Raw genomic sequence first — 24,147 nt, 5'->3', positions numbered from 1 at the left:
ATATTCCTCCTTTATATTTGTTATATCACTATAATTGAGCGAATATTCAGAATTTATTATTTATGGTACACTTATTATTATTAATTAAATGAAATTATCATTTGTAACTTATAATTAAGTTAGATTAATATAATCTTACTAAGAATCTTTCAATCAACGTTTATATCTCTTAAATACTCACTTGGTCATCTGTTTCAATTATTGTGTGGCTTTCCTTTGCGGGACGTACACCGATCCAAAATAATAATCCGATAATGAGCATCCCTAAAGAAGAGGCTTGAAATGCGTATCCGTATCCGATAGCTTCAGTCGCTGCATTTTGAATAAGATAGCCAAATACGAGTGGAGCAATAATACTTGTAGTACTTGCAAGTGCAATGAACGTCCCTTGTGCCTTTCCAATATTCTGGGGAGAAAAAAACTCCATCAATATTGCGGGTGCGAGTGAAAGAATGACATACGCAAAACCCGGAGCAAGGGTGAAGAACAATATGGACATCACCGTAGAATTCGCGGCATTTGCTAGGTATAAGCATAGAGCGGATACCATCATCGTTATACCGGCAAGATTTATTCGTGCTTTACGAATATCTCTGGTTTTACGATAGAGCCAATCTGATAGAATGGCAAATCCTAATTGGAAAAAGGCTGCAAAAAGAAAAGGTAAAGACACGGCTAATTTTAATGTTTGACCATTAAAATGTTGAATTTTGGTAAAATAGGCTGGAAGCCATACCGCTTGTACGGACAATAACCAATAGGCACACCCCCCGCACAAAACGATCAGAATAAAATTTTTAGATAATAGATGCGGAAGAAACTGACTCCAAGAAACTTTAGAGAGGCTTGATGATTGCTGCTCCTTTTGCTGTATCGACGGCCAGCCGATTTCTTGAGGACTATCTTTACCGAAAATCATCCATAAAACCAGTACAATCAGTCCCAGAATACCCATCGCTATAAATGCAGATCTCCATCCATAATGATCAATCAAGGAGATTAAAAATGGTGAAGCGATCGCAGATCCCCCTGTCGTTCCTAATAGAAACGCACCAAAGCCGATGCCGTGCCTGTGTTTTGGGAACCATTTTCCCATGATTGCCGTGGATAGAGCGGGGGCAGGACCTTCACCAGCTCCCAAAATCATTCTGGTTAACAAAAGCATAGACAAACTGCTAACGAAAGGGGTGAAAAATTGAACTATCAACCAAATCAACGACATCCAAGTTAACATTTTTTTCGTGTTTTTTGAATCGGCCATGCCGCCAAGAATAATAGAGGAGAAGGTAAAGAACCAAAAGAAAGAACTTCCTACGACTCCCCATTGCGATGGACTTAAATGTAACTCTTTCATTAAAGGAACGGAAACCAAACCAATAATTATTTTATCCACTTGGTTGATCATCCCGCTAAGAACTAGAAATAATAAGATAATCCAAGAATATTTTGGAGTGTTTGTCATGTAAATTTCCCCACGTTTCCCTATATAAGGAACACCTTATTTCTGAACTCTGAAAAGGTGTTCCCACTCGTTCTTACTAAACGTTTTTAAAAAATTACTTCAGGGTTTCTATAATACCGCCAGATGTTGTTTTACGTTGCGGTACGCCGCCGCGACCTGGTTTACCCGTATTCTCATCAATAAACATCGCGAATTCCGGGGAAATTTCCCGACCATTTGGCATCGTGAGCCACAATCTTAAAAGATGACGTTTGCGTTCCGGCTCTTCATAGTCTTCGTATTGAGTACGTGAGTGAAGAATCGTATAATTATTGACGAACTGCATATCCCCTGCCTCCAACATCATGTTATAATGTAAATTCTCATCATGAAGGAGGGAATCCAGTAAGTCTAATGCTTCAATTTCCACTTTTGACAATTGGATGCCTGTTTTTGCTTGTGCTGATTCGATAAATAAACGGACATATCTACAGCTCAGTTTACCATCATAATAATTAAAGATTGATGATGTAAATACTGGAGGTTCTCCCGGCGCTTCCTCTCCACGACGATCAAAGTAAAATGGACGACAGAGAACTCCTAGATATTCCGGGTTCTTCTCCAGAATTTCATTGTAAACAGTCATCGAACTGATGATACTGCTGTGACCTCCAGATTTCCCTTTTCGCAGGCTTAATAATCCAACAACATCAGATCCATCAGCATGAAATGGAAGGTGTAGTTTCGTTTGGTAACCACGTACATTAGAATTTTCTAAGCTAAGACCTTGATCTTTGACGTGCCCTAAGAGGTCACCATTTGCGTTTTGCGATACCGGAATGCCCATGTGAAGTCCTAGACCCCAGTAAATGATGCTTGCTTCTTCATCTGTATACCTTTCAATAGGTAATCCACGAATTAATAGGAACCCTCTCCCATTCTCCAGCTCTTCAACAAAGTAAACGATTTCTTCATATATATCAGGAATCGGAAAATCCTCTTTGTTAAAATCAGGTGCTTTTAAACCCTTTTGTTTAACATGAACTAAAGCGTTCTCAAGCGAGGCAATCGTTTTTTCAGACAAATAATAAACCCATGAATCATCTTTAGCCAGGTCAGTGCCTTTCCAGGCTACTTGCCCTTTAACTTTTTCCTTTAAAATGGTTGACATAATTAATCCCCCTTTAATAAGTTGGTTCATCTCTTACTTCACTTCAGTCAATTCTCTTAACTCTCTGCGCAAAATCTTCCCTGTTGAGTTCTTAGGCAGCTCTTTAAAAAATTCTACTCGTTTAGGAAGCTTGTACTTCACCAGCTTATCGTGACAGAATTGAATAATGTCATTCATGGTGATCTGCTCATCCTTAACTACAACAAAAGCTTTAACACTTTCTCCGTATTCCCCATCTGGAACTCCGATTACGGCCGCCTCTACCACAGCAGGATGTTGATACAGGACTTCCTCCACTTCACGAGGATATACATTGTAGCCTCCAACAATAATAATGTCCTTCTTGCGGTCAACAATGTAGATGTATCCTTCTTCATCCATTGTTGCGAGATCACCAGTGTAAAACCACCCGTCATTAAAAGCAGCTGAAGTAGCTTCCGGCATCCCCAAATATCCCTTCATTACATTTGGCCCTTGAACAACTAATTCTCCGACTTCTCCTCTCGGCAATTCTTTTCCGAACTCATCTACAACTTTGCTTTGGACAGCTGGAATATTCAAGCCTATAGAACCTGGCTTGCGAGTTCCTTTTAAAGGATTAATAGCGACGAGAGGAGCAGTTTCCGAAAGCCCATATCCTTCCAAGATAGAAACATTAAACTTGTTTTCAAATTTATGCAGCAGCTCTGCCGGAATCGAGGCACCTCCAGAGATACACATGCGAATAGATTGGCAATCCTCCGCAATCGCTTCAGGCAATTGATAGATAAAACTGTACATCGTAGGTACTCCAGCAAACACGGTTGCCTTTTTTTCTCGAATGGTGCTGACCACGTCATGAGGGCTGAATTTAGGCTGGATCAGGACTGTTGCCCCACAAGCAATTGGCGCATTCAAACAAATTGTCATACAGAATACATGGAACATTGGCAGAACAGCTACGACACGATCTTTAACATCGAGTTCTAATAATTTTGAAATGGAGTCCGCATTTGAAACCAAGTTCCGATGCGTTAACATTGCACCCTTTGGTTTCCCGGTTGTTCCTGATGTGTATAGAATGACTGCAAGATCTTCCTCATCAATGTAAGGGCTTCCATAAACATTAATGCTTGTGCCTGTTTCCATGAGATGCTCCCATGTCGATTCCTGATCCTCGGCTTCGGTATAAACCACAAGCTTCAGATTTTCCAATTGCTTTTTTACTTCTGATAACTTCGGTTCTACAGATACATGAGTAATGACCGCTTTGGCTTGACTATTGTCTAATAAGTAGTTAATTTCCCCTTGGGTATACAAAGGATTGATCGGAACAACAAATGCACCAAGCCGTAAAATACCGTAGTACGCAATGAGAAATTCAGGGCTATTTCCTAAAATAAGAGCCACTCCATCTCCCTTCCTGATTCCTTGTACATACAGACCAGCAGCCAATCGATCCACCTTCTGATTTAGTTCTTGATAAGTAACACTTTTATCTCCATAGATATAAGCGATACTTTCTGGGAAATTACTTGCGCTTTTTTTTAGATTTTCGTTTAAGTTATAACTCATTAAATGAATTCCACCCCTTTTCTCACATAGGAGGATTTGAATACCCACTATTTTGAATATTTAAAATATTATTACATTTTAAGTATACTCATAAATTATAATTAAATAAAATTAAAGATTTTAATTTGTATATAAGTATTAATAATATTAAAAAGAAACTTCAGGATAACAGAAGGGCTACTTCGATGATCTCTCCATCTACTTCTAAAAAAAAGACAAAACCCCAGTAAAGAGCTTTGTCTTTTTTATATTTTTATTAATTTATAAAATAGAGCTATTGCAATAATTGGTTCTTTAGATATTTTTCTATTAACTCAATAAATAAGTTCATAGATTTCGTATGCAATTCCACAGATTCTGTTATAACTGAAAAATTTCTTTTTATCGGTGTCCCTTTTACATTTAATACTTGAATGGTACCAAGCATTCTTTCTTTTTTTACAGTAAGTTCAGATAAGTAACTAATGCCAAGCCCGGCTTCAACTGCTTCTTTTATAAGTTGTGTGCTGCCGAACTCCATTAACTTGGTAGGACGTAATTGTAAAGATTGAAATAATGTTTCTGTTGCCTCTCTTGTACCAGAACCTTCTTCACGGACAATCCAATTCTCTTGTTCTACCTGTCTTCGTGTAACTTCCTTATTGAAATAAATTGGATATTTACCCCCTGCCACGATATACATTTGGTCGGTGGAAACGGATTTTATATATATATTTCGAAGAGAAATTTCCCCCTCTACAATTCCGACATCGATCTCATGACTTGTGATTGCTTTGGCAATATCCCTTGTGTTGCCAATCTGTACCGAAGGGAAGATATTAGGAAATAGGTTTTTCATTCTTGCAAGTATATGTGGTAATACATACTCTCCAAAGGTATAGCTGGCACCAATTTTTAATGGTCCTGTTGGCTCGTTATTTAATTCATTCACTAACATTGACATTCGTTTATATATACCTGTTATTTCTTTAGCATGTAAATAGACTATTTCTCCTGCTTTAGTTAGCTGGACAGATTTGTTTGTTCGCAGAAGTAGTTTTGCACCTACATGTTTTTCCAATTGTTGAATTTGCTGGCTGACTGCAGGCTGAGTCATATGAAGCACTTCCGCTGCTCTGGAAAAGTTTCTTTTATCAGCTACAGATATAAATACAGATAATAGTTGATCCATATGTTCTCCTTCTTACTATCGCATTTACTTATTATAACTATAATAATCATTTATTTTCCTTATTGTAAATCATTAGGTACGATAAATTATAAATAATCCAAATAAGGGGTTGAAAAACATTGGAACAAAAAGCGTTAATAACTCCCAGTCCAAATAAGCAAAAAAAAGCGGCAAAAAAGCTAAATGTTTCTTTGATTTATGGAATTGGTTTTACATTGATCATAGCCGTGTTAGGTTTTATTTTGGCAGCGTTGCCAGGTCTAAATCATATTGGACCTCTTGCGTGTGCCATTTTACTAGCTGTGGTTTATAGACAGGTTTTTGGATATCCAAAAAAATTACGTACTGGTATTCAATTTTCATCAAAAAAACTATTGAGATTTGCCATCATACTTTATGGATTAAAGCTTAACATGATTGTGATATTTCATCAGGGTTTCCCTCTATTGCTAAGAGGGACAATAACGATCATTTTTTCAATTGTTGTTCTTATGATCATTGCAAAATGGCTGAAGGCAGATTTTAATCTTTCTTTATTATTAAGTGTCGGCACAGGCATTTGTGGTGCAGCTGCCATCGCAGCCGTATCGCCAATTATAAAAGCAAAAGATGAAGATACGGCTATGGGAGTAGGCATCATCGCATTAGTCGGCACAGTGTTTTCAATAATCTATACGTTAATATATCCTTTTTTATCAATTGGTCCTATGAACTACGGAAATTGGGTTGGAATCAGCCTACACGAGATAGGCCATGTTGCTTTAGCTGCTGCCCCGGCAGGCCAGGATGCTCTTGCTCACGCATTACTTGCCAAACTTACACGAGTATTCCTATTAATTCCGGTTTGCTTTATTCTCATGCTTTGGATGAAAAAGAAAGGAAAAATAGAAGGGGAGGCAAGATTCGAGTTTCCATGGTTTTTAATTGGCTTTATCGTTATGAGTTTTGTAGGAAGCTATATCATTGGTAATAAGGTATTGGTATCACAAAAAGTGATGTCTGATATTGCAGACTTCACATCATTAATGTTAACAATGTCAATGACCGGATTAGGATTAAATATTAGCTTGAAAGAATTACGTACCAAAGCAATACGTCCACTTATTGCCATTATTATTACATCATTTCTTTTATCATCGCTAACGTATATTAGTCTTTAACAAAGAATAAAAAGGAGAATTTTTACCCACTGCAATACATATATGACCGTCATGAGTATGTTCAAACCGAATATTTTTTTCTTTTTTTAACTCATTATAGATGTATAGATCATATCAAAATCGTAATTTTCCTTGTTGAAATTCTGAATAGTATCTGTAGGATTTTGCTAACTAATTCTAAATCAAACTATATGGAGGTATAGGGGTTACCGGTTAATTGTATTTCAAGGAGGAGATAAACGATGAATCCAGTCATTGGTCTGGATGTAGCAAAAGGTGAAAGTCAGGTTCAATCATTCTTGGATAAAAAGAAGCCATACAAAAAGAGCTTTAAAGTAGCACATAAACTTGAAGGGCTGACAAGTCTTCTAGACTTTATTAGAGAAGTCGGATGTATCAGGGAGACGTCCTCTATTATGTTTGAGTTATTTGAATTATTTGAATTTTATAAATCATAATTGACTATTATATCACATGGTTGTAGTATTTAATTATGAGTAATTGGTCCCATTTAAAATTAGGAGCGTTATCAATAGTGATTGAGCGGGATCTATTTATGGAAGGATTCATAATAAAATATATATAAGTATACAGGGAATGATCCATGCATATTGGGCAATTTGAAGAGGAATTAGGGATCAAAATATTTAACAGGTCAAGGTCAGGGGCTTTACCAACTGAGGAAGGAAAAAAATCAGATTATGACCAACAACCCGAATAACGACGCTTTTTAAAGGCGTATTTATTCGGGTTGATCTGTCTCTTAAATTCACCAGTTGCCAATTTCCTTTAACAAGTTCAGCTATTTGGATCTGTGTGTTCTTCTTTGACCCTTATGATAGCATGCGTCACAAGTTTGAAACCGTAAGCTATCCGGCAACTTTTTTCCACATCGCTTGCATTTTTTCTGATAATTAATCATTTCATCTTTTAACTGATCATGAACACCATCACTGATCTCTTCACGGACACGTTCCCAATAAATGGCTTCAGTTCTTCTTCCCATTCGGTATAGAAATAAAAGATGTAGACCTATGGCTTTATAGGAAAGTTCCAATTCCTCTAGATTCCTTGTCTTGATGATTGGATCTGGTAGATTGCTGCTCTCGGCAATGGCTTCGACTGTCTCTAGCCACTGCCGGATAAGTCTAGGTTCTTTTGCTGAAAAGGGTAGATGTAGGAAACCATATAAATCCATTAACGAAAAACGTGCTTCGATTTCAGTATCTCGAATCAACTCGTAAAGCTCGCGTTCTTCTGTGAGGGATGCCTTTTTAGTTCCGTTTGGGGGCTCGAATTTCTCCCACAATTCAAAAAATGTTCCTAGATGCCGATAATACTTCTGAAAACGTTCAAATACTGCAGAAGTAGGAGCTATAGTAAAAGTTTGAACGGGCTCATCTACCTGATCAAGCAGTTTATTCATTATTTTAATCTCTGCTGTAAAAGCAACCTTTCCGGTGTCGTAAATACCTTTTCTCCCTGCCCGTCCTGCGATTTGTTTAACTTCTTGTGATGTCAGTCTTCTTCTGCGTGTCCCGTCGAATTTTTCATTCTCAAGAAAGACAATGCGACGGATTGGCAAGTTCAATCCCATTCCTATTGCATCTGTGGCAACAACAACAGATGTTTCGCCACGATTAAAAAGCTCAATTTGTCGTTTTCTATTCTCAGGGGGCATGCTCCCATATATCATGCTGACACTATGCCCACTCCCTTGGAGACGGGAGGCAGTTTCTAGAACCTGCCTTCTTGAAAAACAAATAAGCGCATCCCCTTTTTTGGTGTACTTCAATCCAAACTCTCTTGGTTCTATCTCCAAGGGAATGTCCCGTGTGTATTCATGCAGTTCCAAATTTGCTCCATTTAATAGGTTGAGAAGCATCATTTTTATATTCCTGCTCCCAATAATGTGTACTTCCTTAGCATTTGCTTGCGTGATTGCTCGAAACCAAGAAAAGCCACGATCTTTATCTGCAATCATTTGGGCTTCATCAATGACGATTACCTCATGGTAGTCTTTTTCATGAAACATTTCGACTGTACAAGAGAAATGTTTAGCACCCTCCACCGACTTTTCTTCTTCACCGGTCTTTAATGAGCAAGGCACCCCTTCTGCATTTAGCTTGTCAAACACTTCTAATGCTAGAAGTCTTAGCGGGGCAAGATATAAACCACTTTCGGCTGCTTTCATTTTTTTGAGTGCCTGATGTGTCTTCCCAGTATTGGTCTCACCGATATGCAAAACATACCTAACCCTTTTTCCTAATGAAGGAGTATAGGCCTTTCCAAAAATATCTTCAATAATCCTTTCCTCTTCTGCTTGCCTTCTGGCTTGTTCCGCCAATACTTCAGCTTTTCTTTTTTCCCTGTTCTCCTCATCTTCTTCAAATATTTTCTGATGCAATGATTCATCAAAAGGAGTCTTCGTAAGTTTCAGTAAATCAGAAAGGTATTCTTCTTGAAGTTCATCAAAACAAGCCTGTGACAAATCAGCCAATTCATCTCGAAGCAGTCCTTGAAGGGCTCCCGAAGTCAATTTTTCCCCATATGCTTCCAAAAAATCATGGTGCAGTGTTGCAGGTAAATGGTTAATGAACTTTTTTGGGGCGAACCCTAAAATAAACTCTGAAATTAACCTTTCATACCTATAAAAATAATTTTCATATTCGTAATGATTCTTCCCCCAATCAAACAAGGAGTGTATATCACCTGTTAGTTCTTCAAAAAAATCAGTCACCATTAAATATTCTGTTGATTCAAACAAACCTGCTTCCACCAATTGTTCTTCTAGCATATATGGGGTAACATATTGAAATTTCGGTTTATTTTGAAGATCAGCTACTAATATTTCAGCGATATAATACCTAACATGCAAATATAAAAGAAGCGAACTCTCCTCAAAAAAAGTATTAGCTTCGTCTTGAAGCCTTTCACGTACTTTCCACCGCTCATTAGCCAGCCGTTGTTCTTCTTGTCGTTTAAAGAAGTTTTCCCTTGCTTTTTTATATCTCTTTTCCCATTCTTCCTGATTTTCAGAGAAGGTTTTTTTAATCCAGGTTAATACATCAAAAGGACGATAGCTCTTCAATTCATTGCGGAACAAGCTGTTGATTAGCTTGTGATCTGACCCTTCAGTAACAAAGCCCCTTTCGTTTAGAAATCCCCTTTTTTCTTTTCTAGGCACATCGTTTGAAGCCTTACTCAACCAGACATTAATCCATATCTGCTCCATATAAGACATCCTGTCAGATATGTACGTCGAATAAGAAGGTAATGTCTCTTGATTCTCTAAATAAAAATCCATATCCTGGATGATTTTTTGTTTTGTATTCTCTATTGCAATTGGGTATATATTTTCTAATTTTCCCATAATGATCCCCTTTTGAATTTCCTGTATGTAAGTTTACTCTTTTTCTTATTTATCCTCTCCAAAACAATTTTATAAATTATCTCCACGCATGTTTTATCTGCAAAATTCATAAGGACTTAGTCGTTCGTTAAAGAAACGTACAAACGCAACCTTGCAGATAATATGATAAATCATACCAGGTGTGTTAGGTAAATGGTACTCTTACCATTTCATGTACAGTATAATACATGATAGTTAGATTAGTTACTTATTATAATGGACTTTCATCGAGAAGTGATATAAATCACGTCTTATTGATTTTGCAGAGGAAACGTATGAATGACAATACATTGACTAATGCTTATGTAAAAGGTATATAAGGTAGATTTTAAATGAGGGTAAGGAAAATAATGATTTTTCAATTTATCCGAAATATAATAAGGATCATGAGTATACTGACAAAACATTCTGAACTTAGAAATATAGAGAGTGTTACTTACATAATCGACAAAATATGTGTCCTTTATAAATGAATTCAAACTGTCACGGCAATCAATATATTGCTCTTGAGTCTTTCTAGTTGATTATGAAAAATAACATCCAGAAAAGCTAAAAAGACTATAGAAAAAGGGGAGCCTGAAAATGATTCAGCATGATATCAATTACTATAAAAATTTCGACTCTATCGCAAAAGAGGTATTAGCATTATTAGCTCATACGATAGAGGTCAATACATTCTTCCTTTCTATTCGTAGTCCTTTACAAAGTTTTATGATCAAATCTTTTAACCGAAATGCAGAGTTAATATTTGAAGGAGACACCCTTCCTTATAATATGGTTTTTTGCAAATTAGTTGTTGAAAATGATTTGGAACCGCTTGTTATCCCCAACTTGAAGCAACATCCATTGACAAGTGATCATCCTATAACGAAGGTTATTGGAAACGGATGTTTTATGGGCTATCCCCTTACAAATGGGAATAATATCTTCGGGACACTTTGTGCTTTTGACATTAAACCTTTTGATTTCAAAGAGTATGATGTGATACTCATTAAGTCTTTGGCAACTTTAATCAGCCAATCAATCGTTCTTGAAAATGGGATTATCAGGGACTCATTGACAGGTCTCTATAATCGGAACTTCATTTATAATTATTTCAATTATAATAAGGATAAAATGCACAATGAAATGGCTATACTTTATATTGATTTGGATCATTTTAAATATTTTAACGATTCTTTTGGTCATGATGTCGGAGACTCTGTTATTAAAAGGACGGCTGAATGTCTATTGCAATTTGTACCCGAGGATAGTTATGTGGCACGAATCGGCGGGGATGAATTTATTGTTTTGTTACCTACATCTCAGTGTGAGGATCTCTTAATATGCACCCAACAAAAGGCTGAATTCATTTTAAAACAATTATCCACCATGCCCATTCACATTAATGGAAATGTTTATTTTGTCTCCGCAAGCATCGGGATAAGTTTTTATCCTGACAACGGTACCGAAATGGAGTCACTATTGAAAAAAGCGGATTGGACAATGTATAAGGCTAAAGAGTCTGGACGAAAAAAAATCCGATACTATCAAGAATGATTTTGCACTTCTAAATAAATAAAAAAACCAGTGTGTAATAAACACTGGTCTTCCATTATCGTAAAAAGATCCAACGTTTCGCTTTCAACCTTTGCAGAAGCTTCAGCAAGTTCGCATTTTCTTTATGTATCCGTTTCTCAGATGGTGAAGCGGAGGGGGTCGGGATGTTCACTCTCTCGGGTTTTTTGTTCATATACTGAAAGACCCTTCCTATTCTTTAGTTTTGAATAGTATATGCATATTTCCTCTAAATATCATAAGGGCAGAGGAATTTTCCTCTGCCCTTATTCTTATAGTACGTCTCTTAATCGGCTGAATCGTGCAGTTTTTTCTTTTTGATTCAGGATAATGCGTTCATTCTGTTTCATCACCTTTTTAGTATGAGGACTTAATCCTACATCGGGAATCTTGACCTTCGGTTTGATTACGGCAACTGAAATCTCGCTGCCTGCTTTATCATAAATGCTCATTCATCCTTCACCACCTTGCTTTTGTTTTATGACCATATCAAACATCATGATCAATAATGCTATTAATAAACAATCCACTTCTGAAACGAAGCTTTCTGATTTAACGTTTAGGATATAGGGTTCCATTAAAATACTTACAGGCTGCAATGCCATTTTTTCTTCATCGTTATAATACGTATCTTCTCTTTCCAATGTAGCACGGATGATACTGCCATTCAAGTTCGGATGCCCATTTAGCACCAATTGCTTGTCCTGTTCCGTTTTAAAAGGGAGAATCTTCACGTTCATCCCCTCTTTAGCGGCATAGGCCTGAAGCAGAATACTCAAGTAAGCTAGGTATTCCTTATTCGTTTGATAATACTCCGGAATTCCCTCTTTTTTCAAAAGGTGAAACATATTTTTTACCTTTTCGCGGTTGTCTGTTAAAAGTTTGTCACTTTCCGCAACAGCCCTTGTGGCATAGGAAAGTTCATTATCGCCGATTTTGGATATATACATACTCAAAAACACAAACATATCCACCAGAACAAACACAATCGCCATAATCAAAAAGTTCTTCCACTCAATGAATATACTTTTCGGATAGAAACTCCAATAAATTAATGCTCCCAATATAAAAATGACATACCAGGTTTTCCTAATCGCTTCAATCTTCCTACTTACCTTGTCTTTAAATTTCCAGGAAAGAACAACATATGCTAATAAAGCTATAAATACAATCCACACAAAGACTCTGAAAAACATTAACACATCGTTTTATCACCCTGCCCCTCATACAGCTGTTACCTTTCTCATATATCTCTCTATATATTATTCAGTATATATACATCTTTTCCCTGCATAGGGAGTGTGAAACTTATGTGCCGGTGGAGAGTTTTTCCCTATATAAATAAGACACTAACATATCTCGGTACGATTGACGGTGTGATAGTCCTGTAATGACAAGTAAAGTAATAACCTCACCATTGTGAGGAAGGGAATCCATCCCTCCTGATGCAGAACCCGTGATTCCAGCAAGGATAGTAGTAGTTACCTAACCATTTATTAGAGGACGTGTGAAAATACTTGATTTTCCTGATTCTGGGGTTAATGAAACAGCCTTTCCTGTACTTGCTTCTCAATTCATAATAACAGAAACAGCTTGGACGACAGCTACTAACAAATATGCTTACCATTTATTTTTTTAACAGGGTGTCTTTCTAAGAGCTTTTTAAAGCACTGTCCTAGGCATCCTCGATAAAATGGACCGATTCTATTTGGAATCATTGATGAATAATGTAATCACTTTCAAAATCTAATTTAAACTAGAGTTGGTTGGGTCCAGGGAATATAAATGCATTCACTAATTTACCTACATCCTATTCCCCAAGATCGAGCAACGCCCCCGCTACATTGAATGATGCCGTCCTTGCTTTTTACCAAAAAGCTACTACAGTGTATTCCTTAAATTAATAATAGATTATTGACATTATTCCATACTTTAGTGTTACCTTCTTGTTACCAGTCTCCAGAACTTCTTTCCCTTACTAGCTGGATGATCATAATCAGTTGGCTGCTCTTTTGCTTTTAAGTGATTGATTCTAAAATGAAACCTTCCCGTTTAATGTCCCGTAGTACTTTACAAATCAATTCTTCTCTATGTCACCCTGTTATTTTTTATATGCCTCCCTCCCATGATTCCATATCCGATCACATTGGCAATATAAATTCATCATAGCTTGATTAAAGATAGTTATATAGTTTCAAAGTTTTCTCATTTTCTAATACATCTCAATCCTATTATTATTTTCAAAAAAACTTTGCACCTCGATTCGAATAGTAATCATGTATTTTAGAATTAGAACGCAACTAAACGGCCCTTGACCTGGCATTATTCTTGCATGTATTACCAATGAAAAAATTTAAGGAGTGATTTTATTGTTTAATTTTAACCCTTCTGAAGAACAACAAATCATGATTGAAAAAGCAACTGCATTTATGAACGAGTTCGTTTACCCAAATGAAAAATATATGGTTCCACATCGCGGCCTGCCGGATGATATTTTAAAACCATTACAGGAACGGGTGAAAGAGCTTGGATTATGGGCCGGTCATTTACCAAAAGAAGTTAATGGAATGGGGATGGGCTTCGTTTCCCTCGGTTTACTGTCTGAAGTAATCGGTAGAAGTCCAATTGGTCCATACATTTTCGGCTCTATGGCACCTGATGCTGGAAATGGGGAAATTCTATGGAAGGCAGCCACCCCGAAACAGAAAGAGAAGTACTTGGTGCCTCTTGCCAACGGTGATATCCGCTCCTGCTTTGCGATGACAGAACCAGAAGTTTCCGGATCGGACCCTACGACACTTCAGGCCCGAGCTGAACTGGAGGGCGATGAATGGGTCATTAATGCCCATAAATGGTTTACAACAGGCGCTATCGGTGCATCGTTTTCCATTGTAATGGCGATGACAGATCCGGAGGCTCCACGTCATCAAAGATTCAGCTTGTTTCTCGTCGATTCTGATAATCCTGGTTTTGAAATCGTTCGTGAAGTACCCATTATCGGCGATCATTATACTGGTGGCCATTGTGAAGTTCGGTATACGAACTGCCGCATTCCTAAAGAAAACCTTCTAGGACAGTGTGGTGAAGGGTTTAAGCTTGCCCAACTAAGGCTTGGACCAGGAAGAATCACCCATGCAATGCGCTGGATTGGCGTTTCGAAACGAAGCTTCGATTTAATGCTTGACTACGCTTCTCGACGTGTGACACGTGGAAAAACACTAACCGAGTTCCAATCGATCCAAAACTTCATTGCTGATTCATCTGCTGATATTGAAGCTGCTCGTCTAATGACGCTACATGCTGCCTGGAAATTGGACAATGGTGATCAAGCTCGTAAAGAAATCTCAAGAATCAAATATTTTGGAGCAAAAGTGCTGCATGATGTCATCGACCGAGCCATTCAAGTGCATGGCGCTCTCGGAATTACAGGGGATACGCCACTTGAAGGCTTTTACCGTGAAGCACGGACTGCCAGAATCTATGACGGTCCGGATGAAGTCCATCGCAGCGTAGTAGCCAAGCTGGAACTCAAGGAGTTCATGGGGGGGAAATCCAATGTCCAAAAACCAGTCCAAAACACAAGCCAGTCAAATTGATTGGAATGTAATCGAAAACTACATCCGCTCACATATTCCTTTTTTACCGAATGATTCACTGCAGGCTAAAGCTTTCTCTGCAGGTTACTCGAATATTACGTACCAAATCAATATCGGAAAGTGGGAGGGTGTTTTTCGTCGTCAACCATTCGGAGACCTCCCGCCAAATGCACATGACATGAAGCGAGAGTTTACGATTTTGGGCAAGCTTAATCCCGTTTTTCCTTTGGCACCAAAACCGTTTTTATATTGTGATGACCCAGCCATTACGGATAAGCAATTTTATATAATGGAAAAGAAGGTAGGGCTTGTCCTTGATGATTCCCTTCCCCCTGAGTTGGATGGAAATCAAGCATATGCTAGGGCAGTCTCGGAAACGGTTGTCGATACACTTACATGTTTACACAGCATTGATTATCAAGCAGCCGGGCTCAATATGATCGGCAAACCGAATGGATATCTCGAACGTCAAGTCAAAGGCTGGATTAAACGCTACGAACGGTCGAAAACAGATGAATTAGACGGGGTAGGTGAAACCGAGCAGTGGCTGCTCGGCAAGCTTCCCTCCTCGTCACTTTCCAGTATTGTGCATAATGACTTCAAATTGAATAATATGATGTTTTCCTACAATAGCCCTGAAGCCGTGGCTGTTTTTGACTGGGAAATGAGCACAATCGGTGATCCATTAACGGATCTCGCCATCAGCTTGGCTTATTGGACCGAGCCAGGTGAAACCGAAACAGGACTCACCTCCGTTACTAGCAAGCCAGGATTCCTAACACGTAGGGAAATTGCCAACCTTTATGCATTAAAAAGTGGCAACAGTCTCAGTGATATTGACTATTATCTAACCTTTGCCTTCTATAAGATAGCCGTTGTCCTTCAGCAGCTTTATTATCGTTGGAAAAATGGGGATAGTCAGGACAGCCGGTTTGAACATTTACACATTGGAATCAAAAATTTAATGCATCAAGCAAATCGAGCAAAAAACCGTGAATTGTTATAAGAAACATTTGGATATGTCTATCCACACCTTGGGTTAAAATTTAAATAAAAGTTTAAAAGAACAAAGTCCCTCTTATCAGCGACTGACGGACATCAGTAAGCTAGATTAGTCATCTTCCTCAACAGATTGATTAGCAAATGCCCTCGAGCCGATGGTGTCTGGTGCTAGACACTAGGACATTTCGTATTAGTTACATTTCCATAAAAAAAAACAGACCAAGACAGAAAAACTTCACGGCCATTTCTGTTCCAAATGGTCGTGAAGTTTTTCTTCTATAGGTGGTTTCATAGTATTCAGAGATCTGTTTCCGAATAAAAGGATTCAAGTGATATCTTGACCAATTTCCCATGAATTCTGTTGAGGAAATTCCCTTGTTCTTCATGTTCGATTCCTTCTGCGATATGACGAAAAGCAATCTAGAAAAAAAGAAAAATAATATTACCAACAACATGGTAAAACAGTAAAGGTGAAATCTGTTGGACTTCACCTTTACTGTTTTTCTATAATAATCCGAAAAGAAAAACCATTGACTAGACTAATGTTGTGTTTCTATAATCCATACTATTCCCCATCTAAATAATCAATGGAAAGGGCAATAAAATAACGAATAGATTCCAAAAACTTATCAATTTCTACATATTCATCCGGCTGGTGAGCAAGTCGTGGGTTTCCGGGACCAATTATAATAGTTGGAATTCGTAAATGAGGCCAATACACTGAAGCGTCAGTATAATAATTAACACCTGAGGGCCGTAGGTCTAAATTAACGTGATTCTTCCCTGTTTGAACAGCAAGTTTTACGAAATCATCAAATTCATTTGTGGATACGGAATCCATTCGATTAATAACCTTTATTTGATATGTTGACTGTGACTTCTCTGAAATCTCCTTGATCATATTCTCAATATCATGTAAAATGCTGTCATTATCTTGTCCAGGGACAGTTCGTATATCTAGAGTTAAATTACACTGATCAGGCACAACATTTGTTTTTACTCCACCTTCAATTGTTCCAATATTAATAGTTGGGTAGCCTAATAGTGGATGTGGAGAGTATTCAAATTCATAGGTATGGAGGCGATTCATTAATTCGTTCATCGCCGTAATGGCATTTATCCCTTGGTCAGGCATTGATCCATGGGCCGTTTTTCCGTAAGTAATAATTTCTAGCCATAGACAGCCTTTATGAGATGTATACAGTTCGTTTTCACTAGGTTCCGATACAACTAACGCAGTAGCTTTATCTATTTGTCCCTTTTCTACGACTTTTTTTGCACCGTAACCATCAACCTCTTCTCCTGCAGTGCCGACAAACTGCAACTTCCCATTTAAATGAACACCAGCACGTTCGATACATTCTAAAGCGAGGACCATTGCAGCTACACCGCTTTTCATATCGGTTGCCCCTCGACCAAATACTTTATTATCTATTAATTGGCCGGAAAACGGGTCGTGTTTCCACTCTACCTTACCCGTAGGGACCGTATCAAAATGCCCACTATACACTAAATATCTATCATCTGATTTCACATTCGGGTATGTTACAAATAGATTTGCACGATCGTTACCGAGATCATCCAATTCGACTTGAAGGTTTGATGATTTTAAATAAGTTTGGATGACCTCAGCCACCTTTTTTTCATTTCCTTGTGGATTCACGCTGTTCACTTGAATAAGTGATTGTAGAAATCGAACAGATTTTGATTCATCAATAAGTTCAAAAATAGAATGCAAATCAGTCATCCAATCCCACCTTTTTAGAATGATTCTTCTTTAGGTTTTTCAGCTTAAAATTTTATTCACAAATACCAAAAATCCACTTGTCTCCAAATATATTTGGAGACAGGAGAATAATTAGGTCCTAGGTTTCTATCACTAACTTTTATTGGATATACTTAATGATTTGAACGATCACATAACCAACTATCTAATATGCCTGAAAGTTTCCCAGTTAATGCCAATGAAGCATGACCAGCTTCCACAAGTTGATGGGTTTTATCTTCACTTGAAACCAAATCCATCAATGGCAGGCTTTGTTCTTGAGGTATAAGGTTATCATTTTTTGAGATAACAACTAATAGGTTTGACTTAATTTTACCCAAATCGACTTTATTACCACGAATAGTGAACTCGCCCCTAACGAGTTTATTTTCTTTCATGAGGTCATTACTTATTTGTCGGAAAGCTTCTCCAGTTAAGGGTACATGGCCTTTTGTCCATTGGTTCATACGCCGCCACTTTTCCACAAAACGCTTATCATTAGCACGGGTCAAAAGTGTAACATAAGGACTGTAATAGATTGGAGAAGTTATGGATCTAAACATTGCTTCAATATAGACAGGAGGAATTAATCCGTAAACATCAATGAAGCGGTCTATATTAAAAGCACCTTCTTTTAGTCCCTCCGCCCATTTCTCAGGCATGGCAGGCACACTATAATCAATTGGTACCGCCGCACATACCAAGTTCTTAATTGGTTCATCCGCAATTGCGGCATACATGGCTGCAAGTGTACCTCCCAGGCAATACCCGACTACAGACACTTCATCTGCACCCGCATGCCTTAATGCTCGCCCTACACCTTTTTTAATATAGTCAACAACATAATCACCCAAAGTAATGTCTTTATCTTCGTATCCCGCAATCCCCCAGTCTAATAAATAAACATCATAGCCACTGTTTACAAGGCCTCCTATTACACTGGTACCAGGTGCAAAATCTAGGATAGTAGGGCGGTTGATTAGCGAGTAAACAATAAAGACAGGAACATCATATTTTTTTTCAACGGTAGGATAATGCCATAATGTCGCCTTATTTTTTTTCCAAATAGCATGTCTTGGAGTGTGACCTTCACTTAGTTCAGGTCCACTGATGGCATTTGAAAATTCGTTCCAACGCGTCATCTCTTTTTCAAAATCGAAAGAGGGAATTGTATTTTTATTTAAAGTTTCCGTAGCCAAATTTATTCCTCCTCATTATCATTTAGATGTAACAGCTAGGTTTTGTTCTTGTTTTGCTTTTGTATCAATGTTTTTGCCCATTAGCTCTTTAAGAATCAGAATCTCCTCTTTTAAGCTATGGATTTCTGCCAATTCACTTTTCACTTCTTGGAGATTTGATTTCAACTGTTTTACCTCTTCTAACTCTTTTTTGGATATCGTTTGCTCTTTTTTTAGCTGTTTTACTAGCTTAATAATGTCACGGGAAACTTCAGTAATGCTTTCCATTTCCTTATTGGAGGAATCAACAGAATCTTGTAATTTCCATAACTGTTCTTCCAGCGAGTCCAATTTTTCTTCCGTTTGGATAGCTAATTTCGCTACGTTAGACAAATCTGCTTTAGTAGGTACGTTCCATTGATTGGCGAAAAACTCCTGGTTCTTTTTAAAAAACTCCAGATAACGTGCTTGGGTATCCGAGGTTAATCTTGAATAGCTTACAAATTCCGGATCATTTGACGATCCTTTGATGAAATCATTTGCTTGTTTTTCCCATTGATCACTAAATTTTTTAAACATATCATAAGGATCAAATGTTTTTTGATCTACCATTTTCTGAAGAACCCCCTGTATTTTGATTTGATTTTATAGATTCGTTTAATCCCTCCATATATGTATGAAAAGGAAAAAACACATTTTTCATTTGGTTATTCATTATTTTCAAGAAATCACGTTGTTTATTCTGGATAATGGAAGCAGTTTGTTTCATATTTTCCACATACAAATAGCGGTTATTTTGTCTAAATTCAACATGGTCTTTTAACACGGACACAAAGTTGTCAACATGTTCGCCATTTAGCAGATTAGCCCCTGATGTTAACTTTACTGTATTGTTTTGCACATCATCTAATTGTTTGTTAATTTCCTCATAGGACTTTACTGGGAAAAAATATTGCAGGACAGTCGTTGCGTTGAGAAGTTCCTCTCTAGAGATTTTTTCCCAATGATGCAGTTCTTTAGAAAATTGTTCACTGAGTTCTTTACTATTTTTATGATTCCTTTTAACATTTTCTGCAAATTGGAGAACAGATTGAAGGAGTACTTCCTCACGAAATTCCGTTCTTTCAACCCAAGCATCTAATTGTTCAAACGCTTGATCCCATAAAAGGTCTAAACTTGAATTTGAAGTATTTTTTTCGATTTGGTGTATTTTTGCCATTATTTTTCCCCTCCACGCTTTACGATCGAAGTCATTAATTAAAGGACTTCGTCAAAAATTCATATATACTTCCCTTACCCACAAATAATCAGAGATAACAAAAATTACTAAACAACCTTAAATAACCTTCTCTTGGTTTACCGTTGGAATAACTGAATCCGATACCGGCTTTTCTTTTAGTATGATTGCACAAACAACAGACAGGGCCGCTACTGAGGCAAAAAATATAAAAACGTTACCAAAGTCTTGTGTACCATCCGCCCCTACAGTTACTAAATAACCCGCGACAAGAGGAGACACAAAAGCACCGAGTTGACCAATACCATTAGATAACCCAGTAGCACTTCCGACTATTTCCTTTGGATAGCGTTTAGGCAAAAAAGCATAAATTGAGCCGAAGTTTAAGTTAACAAAGAAACCGACAAGCAAGAGCAGAGTGAGCAACAGGGCAGGTTTCCCACTGTCTATCGCTCCAAGCATCCACAATACAGGAATACTACCTATCCCTCCAATTAAAGCAACAGGTTTCATACGGCCAAGAACTTTATCCATCAGCCATCCCCCTAATAACATAGCGAAGAAAGCAATGATATAAGGGGCAGAACCGAAGAAGCCCATTTCCTTAATATTCATCCCATGTTGCGTAACCAAAAAACTAGTTAACCAGGTAGTAGTTCCCCAATAAACGGCCAATTGACAAAAAAGAAGCAAAGTATAGACATAAAAATGAAAGTCTTTTAAGAAAAGCCCGTAGGTTTTTCTTTTCTCTTCCTTCGACATCTTTTCAATTGGAGAATCGTTTTGTCCATCAATATCCTGTTCCTTACTCATTCTCCCTTTAGCAATCATTTCTTTTGGGGTATTCGATACAAAAAACCACAGTAAAAAAATTGCAACCGCACCCGGAATAGCAAGAACATAGAATACCGGTCTCCAATCCCCCCCAAAAAAGTAGAAAGAGATACTAGTGACTATGACTGGCACAATTGCGGGAGCAACAGCCCATGAAGTTGCGAAAAAAGAAGTGGCTCTTCCTTTTTCATTTTGAGGAAACCAGTTGTTTATTGCCCGAATTGCTGGGGCAAAATGATGTCCTTCTCCAAATCCTAAGCCAATACGTAATAATAAAAACTGGGTGAAGTTTTTGACAGCTCCTGTTAAGGCTGTAATAACAGTGAATACCAATATTGCAATGTACATAACCTTTTTAGGACCAATTTTATCAGCAAGATAACCAGCGCTTATTTGAGCAGCAGCATAAGCAAAGAAAAACACGGATGCAAGTTGTCCTACTTCGACTGGGGTTAAGTTTAAATCTTCCTGAATAAATGGAAGGAAGGTTAAGACTGCCATCCTATCAAAATAATTAATAATATAGACCAGCCAAAGAACGACAAGAACGACATAACGGTAGTTCCATGCTTTTTTCACAATTTTATTCAATTTGATCGCTTCCTCTACATAGATTATGGTAAATCAATCCGCAATAAATAATTAGAGATGCTTTACTACTAAATAGTGTGAAATTTTAATTAAGCAGAAGATTCTTCAACTCGGCCTTTAAAACTTTGCCTGCCGAATTACGAGGAAATTCTTCTACGAATTGAATTTCTGTTGGGACTTTATAATTGGCTAAATATTCGGAAACAAAATCTTTTATTTCTTGCTTTTCTATGGTTTCATCAGCCTTGGGTATGATAAAGGTTTTTACGACTTCGCCCCAGAGAGGATCTGGAATTCCTACTACAGCGGCTTCTAATACTTTTGGATGATTATATAAAACATTTTCTACTTCAATCGAGAATATTTTTTCCCCACCACGGTTTATCATGTCTTTTTTACGGTCCATAATATATACAAAACCATCCTGGTCTATTTTTGCTAAATCTCCTGAGCGCCAGAACCCATCAATGAATGATGCTTGGTTCGCTACCTCATTGTCCCAATAGCCCTCAACCACCATTGGTCCCTTCATTAATAATTCTCCAACTTCTTCAGGTAAACATGGTTCACCCTTATCATTAACCACTTTTAATACTCCAACAGGAACCGGCAATCCAACCGAAACAATCTTGTTTTGATTATAGGATTGTGGCATTATTGTTGCTGGTGAAGTACTCTCGGTTGCGCCGTAAGCATTATGCAGATAGGCATTCGGAAAATGCCTTTTTAAATTATTAATAGTTTCGGAAGACATAGGTGCACCACCAAAGGCAATACAATTTACCTTTGGATACCTATAATTTGGAAAATCTTGGTGAGACATCATCATGACATAGATGGTTGGGACGTTAAATAAAAAGGAAACATTTTCTTCAGCTGTTAAACGAATATATTCTTCCGTCCTATATCTACTCATGATAACGGATGTCCCGCCTATTCTAACCATATGCAATAACTGGCCAATCAAGCCGGTGACGTGAAAGAGAGGAACAGCGATTAATGTCCGTGTTTCTTGATTTAATTTTAATACCTGTTCATAATTCATTGAGCTGTGAATGGCTCCTAAATGACTACCAATGGCTCCTTTTGGAAGTCCCGTTGTACCTGAAGTATACATAATGAATAACTCATCATCTTCCGAGACATTTATGTTTACAACTGAAGATTTTTGTTCTAGGACTTCAAAAGGAAGATAGTCTTTTCGCCTTGGTGTTCCATTTCCAATCAAGAAATAATTTTGAACATTTATGATTGAATCTTCATCCCTCAAGTTTTCTACTTTAGGTAAAAATTCATCATCCGTAATCAAAATTTTGGTGCCGGAATGTCCTACCATATAAGAAAGTTCTTTTTCTTTTAATCTCGTATTTAATGGCACAACTATGGCGCCAATTTTCGCACAAGCAAACACTAGTAAAGAGAACTCGATACTATTCCCCAATAAAAGGGCCACACGGTCTCCCTTCCCAACAAGCAAAGAGTTTTGTAAATTACCGGCAATATTTTCCACTTTATCGAGCATCTCTTGATATGTGAGTCGAATTCCATTCATGACCAGTGCTTCTTTTTCGGGATATTGTTCAACCGTTTCTTTCAACATAGACATGATATTTTTTGGCCGTTTTCCGAAAACCTTCATTTTACGATTAAAATGCATTTCTTCCACGATGTTCATTTTCATACCTCCTTAACTAGCTATTTATCTTGCAGTCCAGCCCCCATCGACATTCAATATTTGGCCCGTAACATACGCAGATGTATCAGAAGCCAAGAAAACCACTGGCCCTACCAAGTCTGAAATTTCTCCAATTCGTTTGATCATTGCAGAATCTATTATCTTTTGAAGCCTTTCAGGGTCAGAGAGCCAGTCACCAGTCATCGGAGTTTTTATATATCCTGGTCCAATTGCATTAACGGTAATATTATATGCAGCTAATTCTTCCGCCCAAACTTTTGTCATTTGGTTAATGCCACCTTTACTTGCAGCATAAGATGTTTGGAATGGCATTCCAATCGTTCCTAAAATTGATGAGATATTGATTATTTTTCCATAGCTTTGTTTGATCATTTGTTTTGCACAAGTTTGACCAACTAGAAAGATTCCTTTTAAATTAACTTCTAAAACTGTATCCCAGTCGCTTTCTTCTATGTCAATTAATGGCTTACGAATATTGAGTCCCGCATTGTTCACTAAAATATCAAGTGAACCAAATCTATCGACAATTTGGCTAACCAAATCTTCCACTTGAGACTTTTTAGTAACATCGCAAGAAATGTAGTGTGCATCAATATTTTCTTCCCTTAACTGTAAAACCGCTCGTTCTCCTTCCTCAGTTCCTCGGCTGGAAATGACAACTGTTGCATCATGATGGCCTAAAGCCTGAGCCATTCCAAATCCAATACCTTTACTACCTCCTGTTACTAGTGCAATCTTTCCTGCTAGATTAAATGTAGGCAAATTCATACTCTTTTTCCCCT

Annotated in this window: 19 protein-coding genes and 2 pseudogenes; 6 read left to right on the top strand and 15 right to left on the bottom strand. The window is 37.6% G+C overall.

Annotated elements, in window-relative coordinates; genetic code table 11:
- Positions 1-169 precede the first annotated feature (169 nt).
- The 4 genes from NST21_RS13790 to NST21_RS13775 all read right to left on the bottom strand — a co-directional run bounded on the left by NST21_RS13790 (position 170) and on the right by NST21_RS13775 (position 5,337).
- On the bottom strand, positions 170-1,462 hold the full coding sequence (locus NST21_RS13790; RefSeq protein WP_340889638.1) for an MFS transporter: 1,293 nt from the start codon (positions 1,460-1,462) through the stop codon (positions 170-172).
- A gap of 94 nt (positions 1,463-1,556) precedes the next feature.
- The gene (locus tag NST21_RS13785) at positions 1,557-2,612 is read right to left on the bottom strand and encodes a TauD/TfdA family dioxygenase (protein ID WP_098174436.1); all 1,056 of its coding nucleotides are present in this window, start codon (positions 2,610-2,612) and stop codon (positions 1,557-1,559) included.
- Between the two features lie 33 nt (positions 2,613-2,645).
- Positions 2,646-4,166, bottom strand: coding sequence for a long-chain-fatty-acid--CoA ligase (locus tag NST21_RS13780; RefSeq protein ID WP_340889637.1), 1,521 nt, complete (start codon positions 4,164-4,166; stop codon positions 2,646-2,648).
- Positions 4,167-4,440: 274 nt separating this feature from the next.
- Complete coding sequence (locus NST21_RS13775) at positions 4,441-5,337, bottom strand: LysR family transcriptional regulator (protein ID WP_340889635.1); 897 nt, start codon at positions 5,335-5,337, stop codon at positions 4,441-4,443.
- A gap of 119 nt (positions 5,338-5,456) precedes the next feature.
- On the opposite strand from NST21_RS13775, the gene NST21_RS13770 reads away from it, so the two are divergent.
- The 3 genes and pseudogenes from NST21_RS13770 (at position 5,457) to NST21_RS28845 (ending at position 7,218) form a co-directional block, all read left to right on the top strand.
- On the top strand, positions 5,457-6,497 hold the full coding sequence (locus NST21_RS13770; RefSeq protein ID WP_082527327.1) for a YeiH family protein: 1,041 nt from the start codon (positions 5,457-5,459) through the stop codon (positions 6,495-6,497).
- 242 nt (positions 6,498-6,739) lie between these two features.
- Positions 6,740-6,886: pseudogene (locus NST21_RS13765) on the top strand (IS110 family transposase); the annotation flags it as partial.
- Between the two features lie 215 nt (positions 6,887-7,101).
- Positions 7,102-7,218: a hypothetical protein gene (locus tag NST21_RS28845; protein WP_445670517.1), complete on the top strand. Its 117-nt coding sequence runs from the start codon at positions 7,102-7,104 to the stop codon at positions 7,216-7,218.
- A gap of 81 nt (positions 7,219-7,299) precedes the next feature.
- Here NST21_RS28845 and NST21_RS13760 read toward each other — a convergent pair whose 3' ends face one another.
- On the bottom strand, positions 7,300-9,870 hold the full coding sequence (locus NST21_RS13760; RefSeq protein WP_340889634.1) for a helicase-related protein: 2,571 nt from the start codon (positions 9,868-9,870) through the stop codon (positions 7,300-7,302).
- A gap of 621 nt (positions 9,871-10,491) precedes the next feature.
- Between NST21_RS13760 and NST21_RS13755 the strand changes: the two genes are divergently transcribed.
- Positions 10,492-11,448, top strand: coding sequence for a sensor domain-containing diguanylate cyclase (locus NST21_RS13755; protein WP_340889632.1), 957 nt, complete (start codon positions 10,492-10,494; stop codon positions 11,446-11,448).
- 290 nt (positions 11,449-11,738) lie between these two features.
- On the opposite strand, the gene NST21_RS13750 is transcribed toward NST21_RS13755, so the two are convergent.
- From NST21_RS13750 to NST21_RS13740, 3 genes and pseudogenes are all read right to left on the bottom strand, one after another.
- Positions 11,739-11,918: a hypothetical protein gene (locus NST21_RS13750; protein WP_340889630.1), complete on the bottom strand. Its 180-nt coding sequence runs from the start codon at positions 11,916-11,918 to the stop codon at positions 11,739-11,741.
- A complete protein-coding gene (locus NST21_RS13745; RefSeq protein ID WP_053346022.1) occupies positions 11,919-12,662 on the bottom strand; it encodes a type II toxin-antitoxin system SpoIISA family toxin in 744 nt (247 codons plus the stop codon).
- A 112-nt stretch (positions 12,663-12,774) separates the two neighbouring features.
- Positions 12,775-12,996: pseudogene (locus tag NST21_RS13740) on the bottom strand (GntP family permease); the annotation flags it as partial.
- Between the two features lie 839 nt (positions 12,997-13,835).
- On the opposite strand from NST21_RS13740, the gene NST21_RS13735 reads away from it, so the two are divergent.
- Positions 13,836-15,062 carry an acyl-CoA dehydrogenase family protein gene (locus NST21_RS13735; protein ID WP_340889629.1) on the top strand — a complete coding sequence of 409 codons (1,227 nt, stop codon included), beginning with the start codon at positions 13,836-13,838 and terminating at the stop codon, positions 15,060-15,062.
- Positions 15,022-16,068 carry a phosphotransferase family protein gene (locus NST21_RS13730; protein ID WP_340889627.1) on the top strand — a complete coding sequence of 349 codons (1,047 nt, stop codon included), beginning with the start codon at positions 15,022-15,024 and terminating at the stop codon, positions 16,066-16,068. Before NST21_RS13735 ends, NST21_RS13730 begins: the two co-directional genes overlap by 41 nt.
- A 561-nt stretch (positions 16,069-16,629) precedes the next feature.
- On the opposite strand, the gene NST21_RS13725 is transcribed toward NST21_RS13730, so the two are convergent.
- The 7 genes from NST21_RS13725 to NST21_RS13695 all read right to left on the bottom strand — a co-directional run bounded on the left by NST21_RS13725 (position 16,630) and on the right by NST21_RS13695 (position 24,133).
- Positions 16,630-17,811: a M20 family metallopeptidase gene (locus NST21_RS13725; protein ID WP_340889626.1), complete on the bottom strand. Its 1,182-nt coding sequence runs from the start codon at positions 17,809-17,811 to the stop codon at positions 16,630-16,632.
- Positions 17,812-17,963: 152 nt separating this feature from the next.
- Positions 17,964-19,028 carry an alpha/beta fold hydrolase gene (locus NST21_RS13720; protein WP_340889624.1) on the bottom strand — a complete coding sequence of 355 codons (1,065 nt, stop codon included), beginning with the start codon at positions 19,026-19,028 and terminating at the stop codon, positions 17,964-17,966.
- Positions 19,029-19,046: 18 nt separating this feature from the next.
- Entirely contained in the window at positions 19,047-19,619 is a 573-nt protein-coding gene (locus NST21_RS13715; RefSeq protein ID WP_340889622.1) for a polyhydroxyalkanoate biosynthesis repressor PhaR, read from the bottom strand.
- Positions 19,597-20,226 carry a hypothetical protein gene (locus NST21_RS13710; RefSeq protein WP_340889621.1) on the bottom strand — a complete coding sequence of 210 codons (630 nt, stop codon included), beginning with the start codon at positions 20,224-20,226 and terminating at the stop codon, positions 19,597-19,599. Before NST21_RS13710 ends, NST21_RS13715 begins: the two co-directional genes overlap by 23 nt.
- Before the next feature lie 117 nt (positions 20,227-20,343).
- Positions 20,344-21,669, bottom strand: coding sequence for an MFS transporter (locus NST21_RS13705; protein ID WP_340889619.1), 1,326 nt, complete (start codon positions 21,667-21,669; stop codon positions 20,344-20,346).
- 85 nt (positions 21,670-21,754) lie between these two features.
- Entirely contained in the window at positions 21,755-23,344 is a 1,590-nt protein-coding gene (locus NST21_RS13700; RefSeq protein ID WP_340889617.1) for a class I adenylate-forming enzyme family protein, read from the bottom strand.
- Between the two features lie 24 nt (positions 23,345-23,368).
- Positions 23,369-24,133 (bottom strand): SDR family NAD(P)-dependent oxidoreductase, encoded by a 765-nt coding sequence (locus tag NST21_RS13695; RefSeq protein WP_057213876.1) that lies wholly within the window; start codon positions 24,131-24,133, stop codon positions 23,369-23,371.
- Between the last annotated feature and the right edge of the window lie 14 nt (positions 24,134-24,147).

It is taken from the genome of Peribacillus sp. FSL K6-1552 (genome assembly GCF_038005205.1).
GTDB classification, from domain to species: Bacteria; Bacillota; Bacilli; order Bacillales; family DSM-1321; genus Peribacillus; species Peribacillus butanolivorans.
The sequence above is the reverse complement of the archived record's forward strand: the minus strand, read 5'-3'. Positions and strand labels throughout refer to the sequence as shown.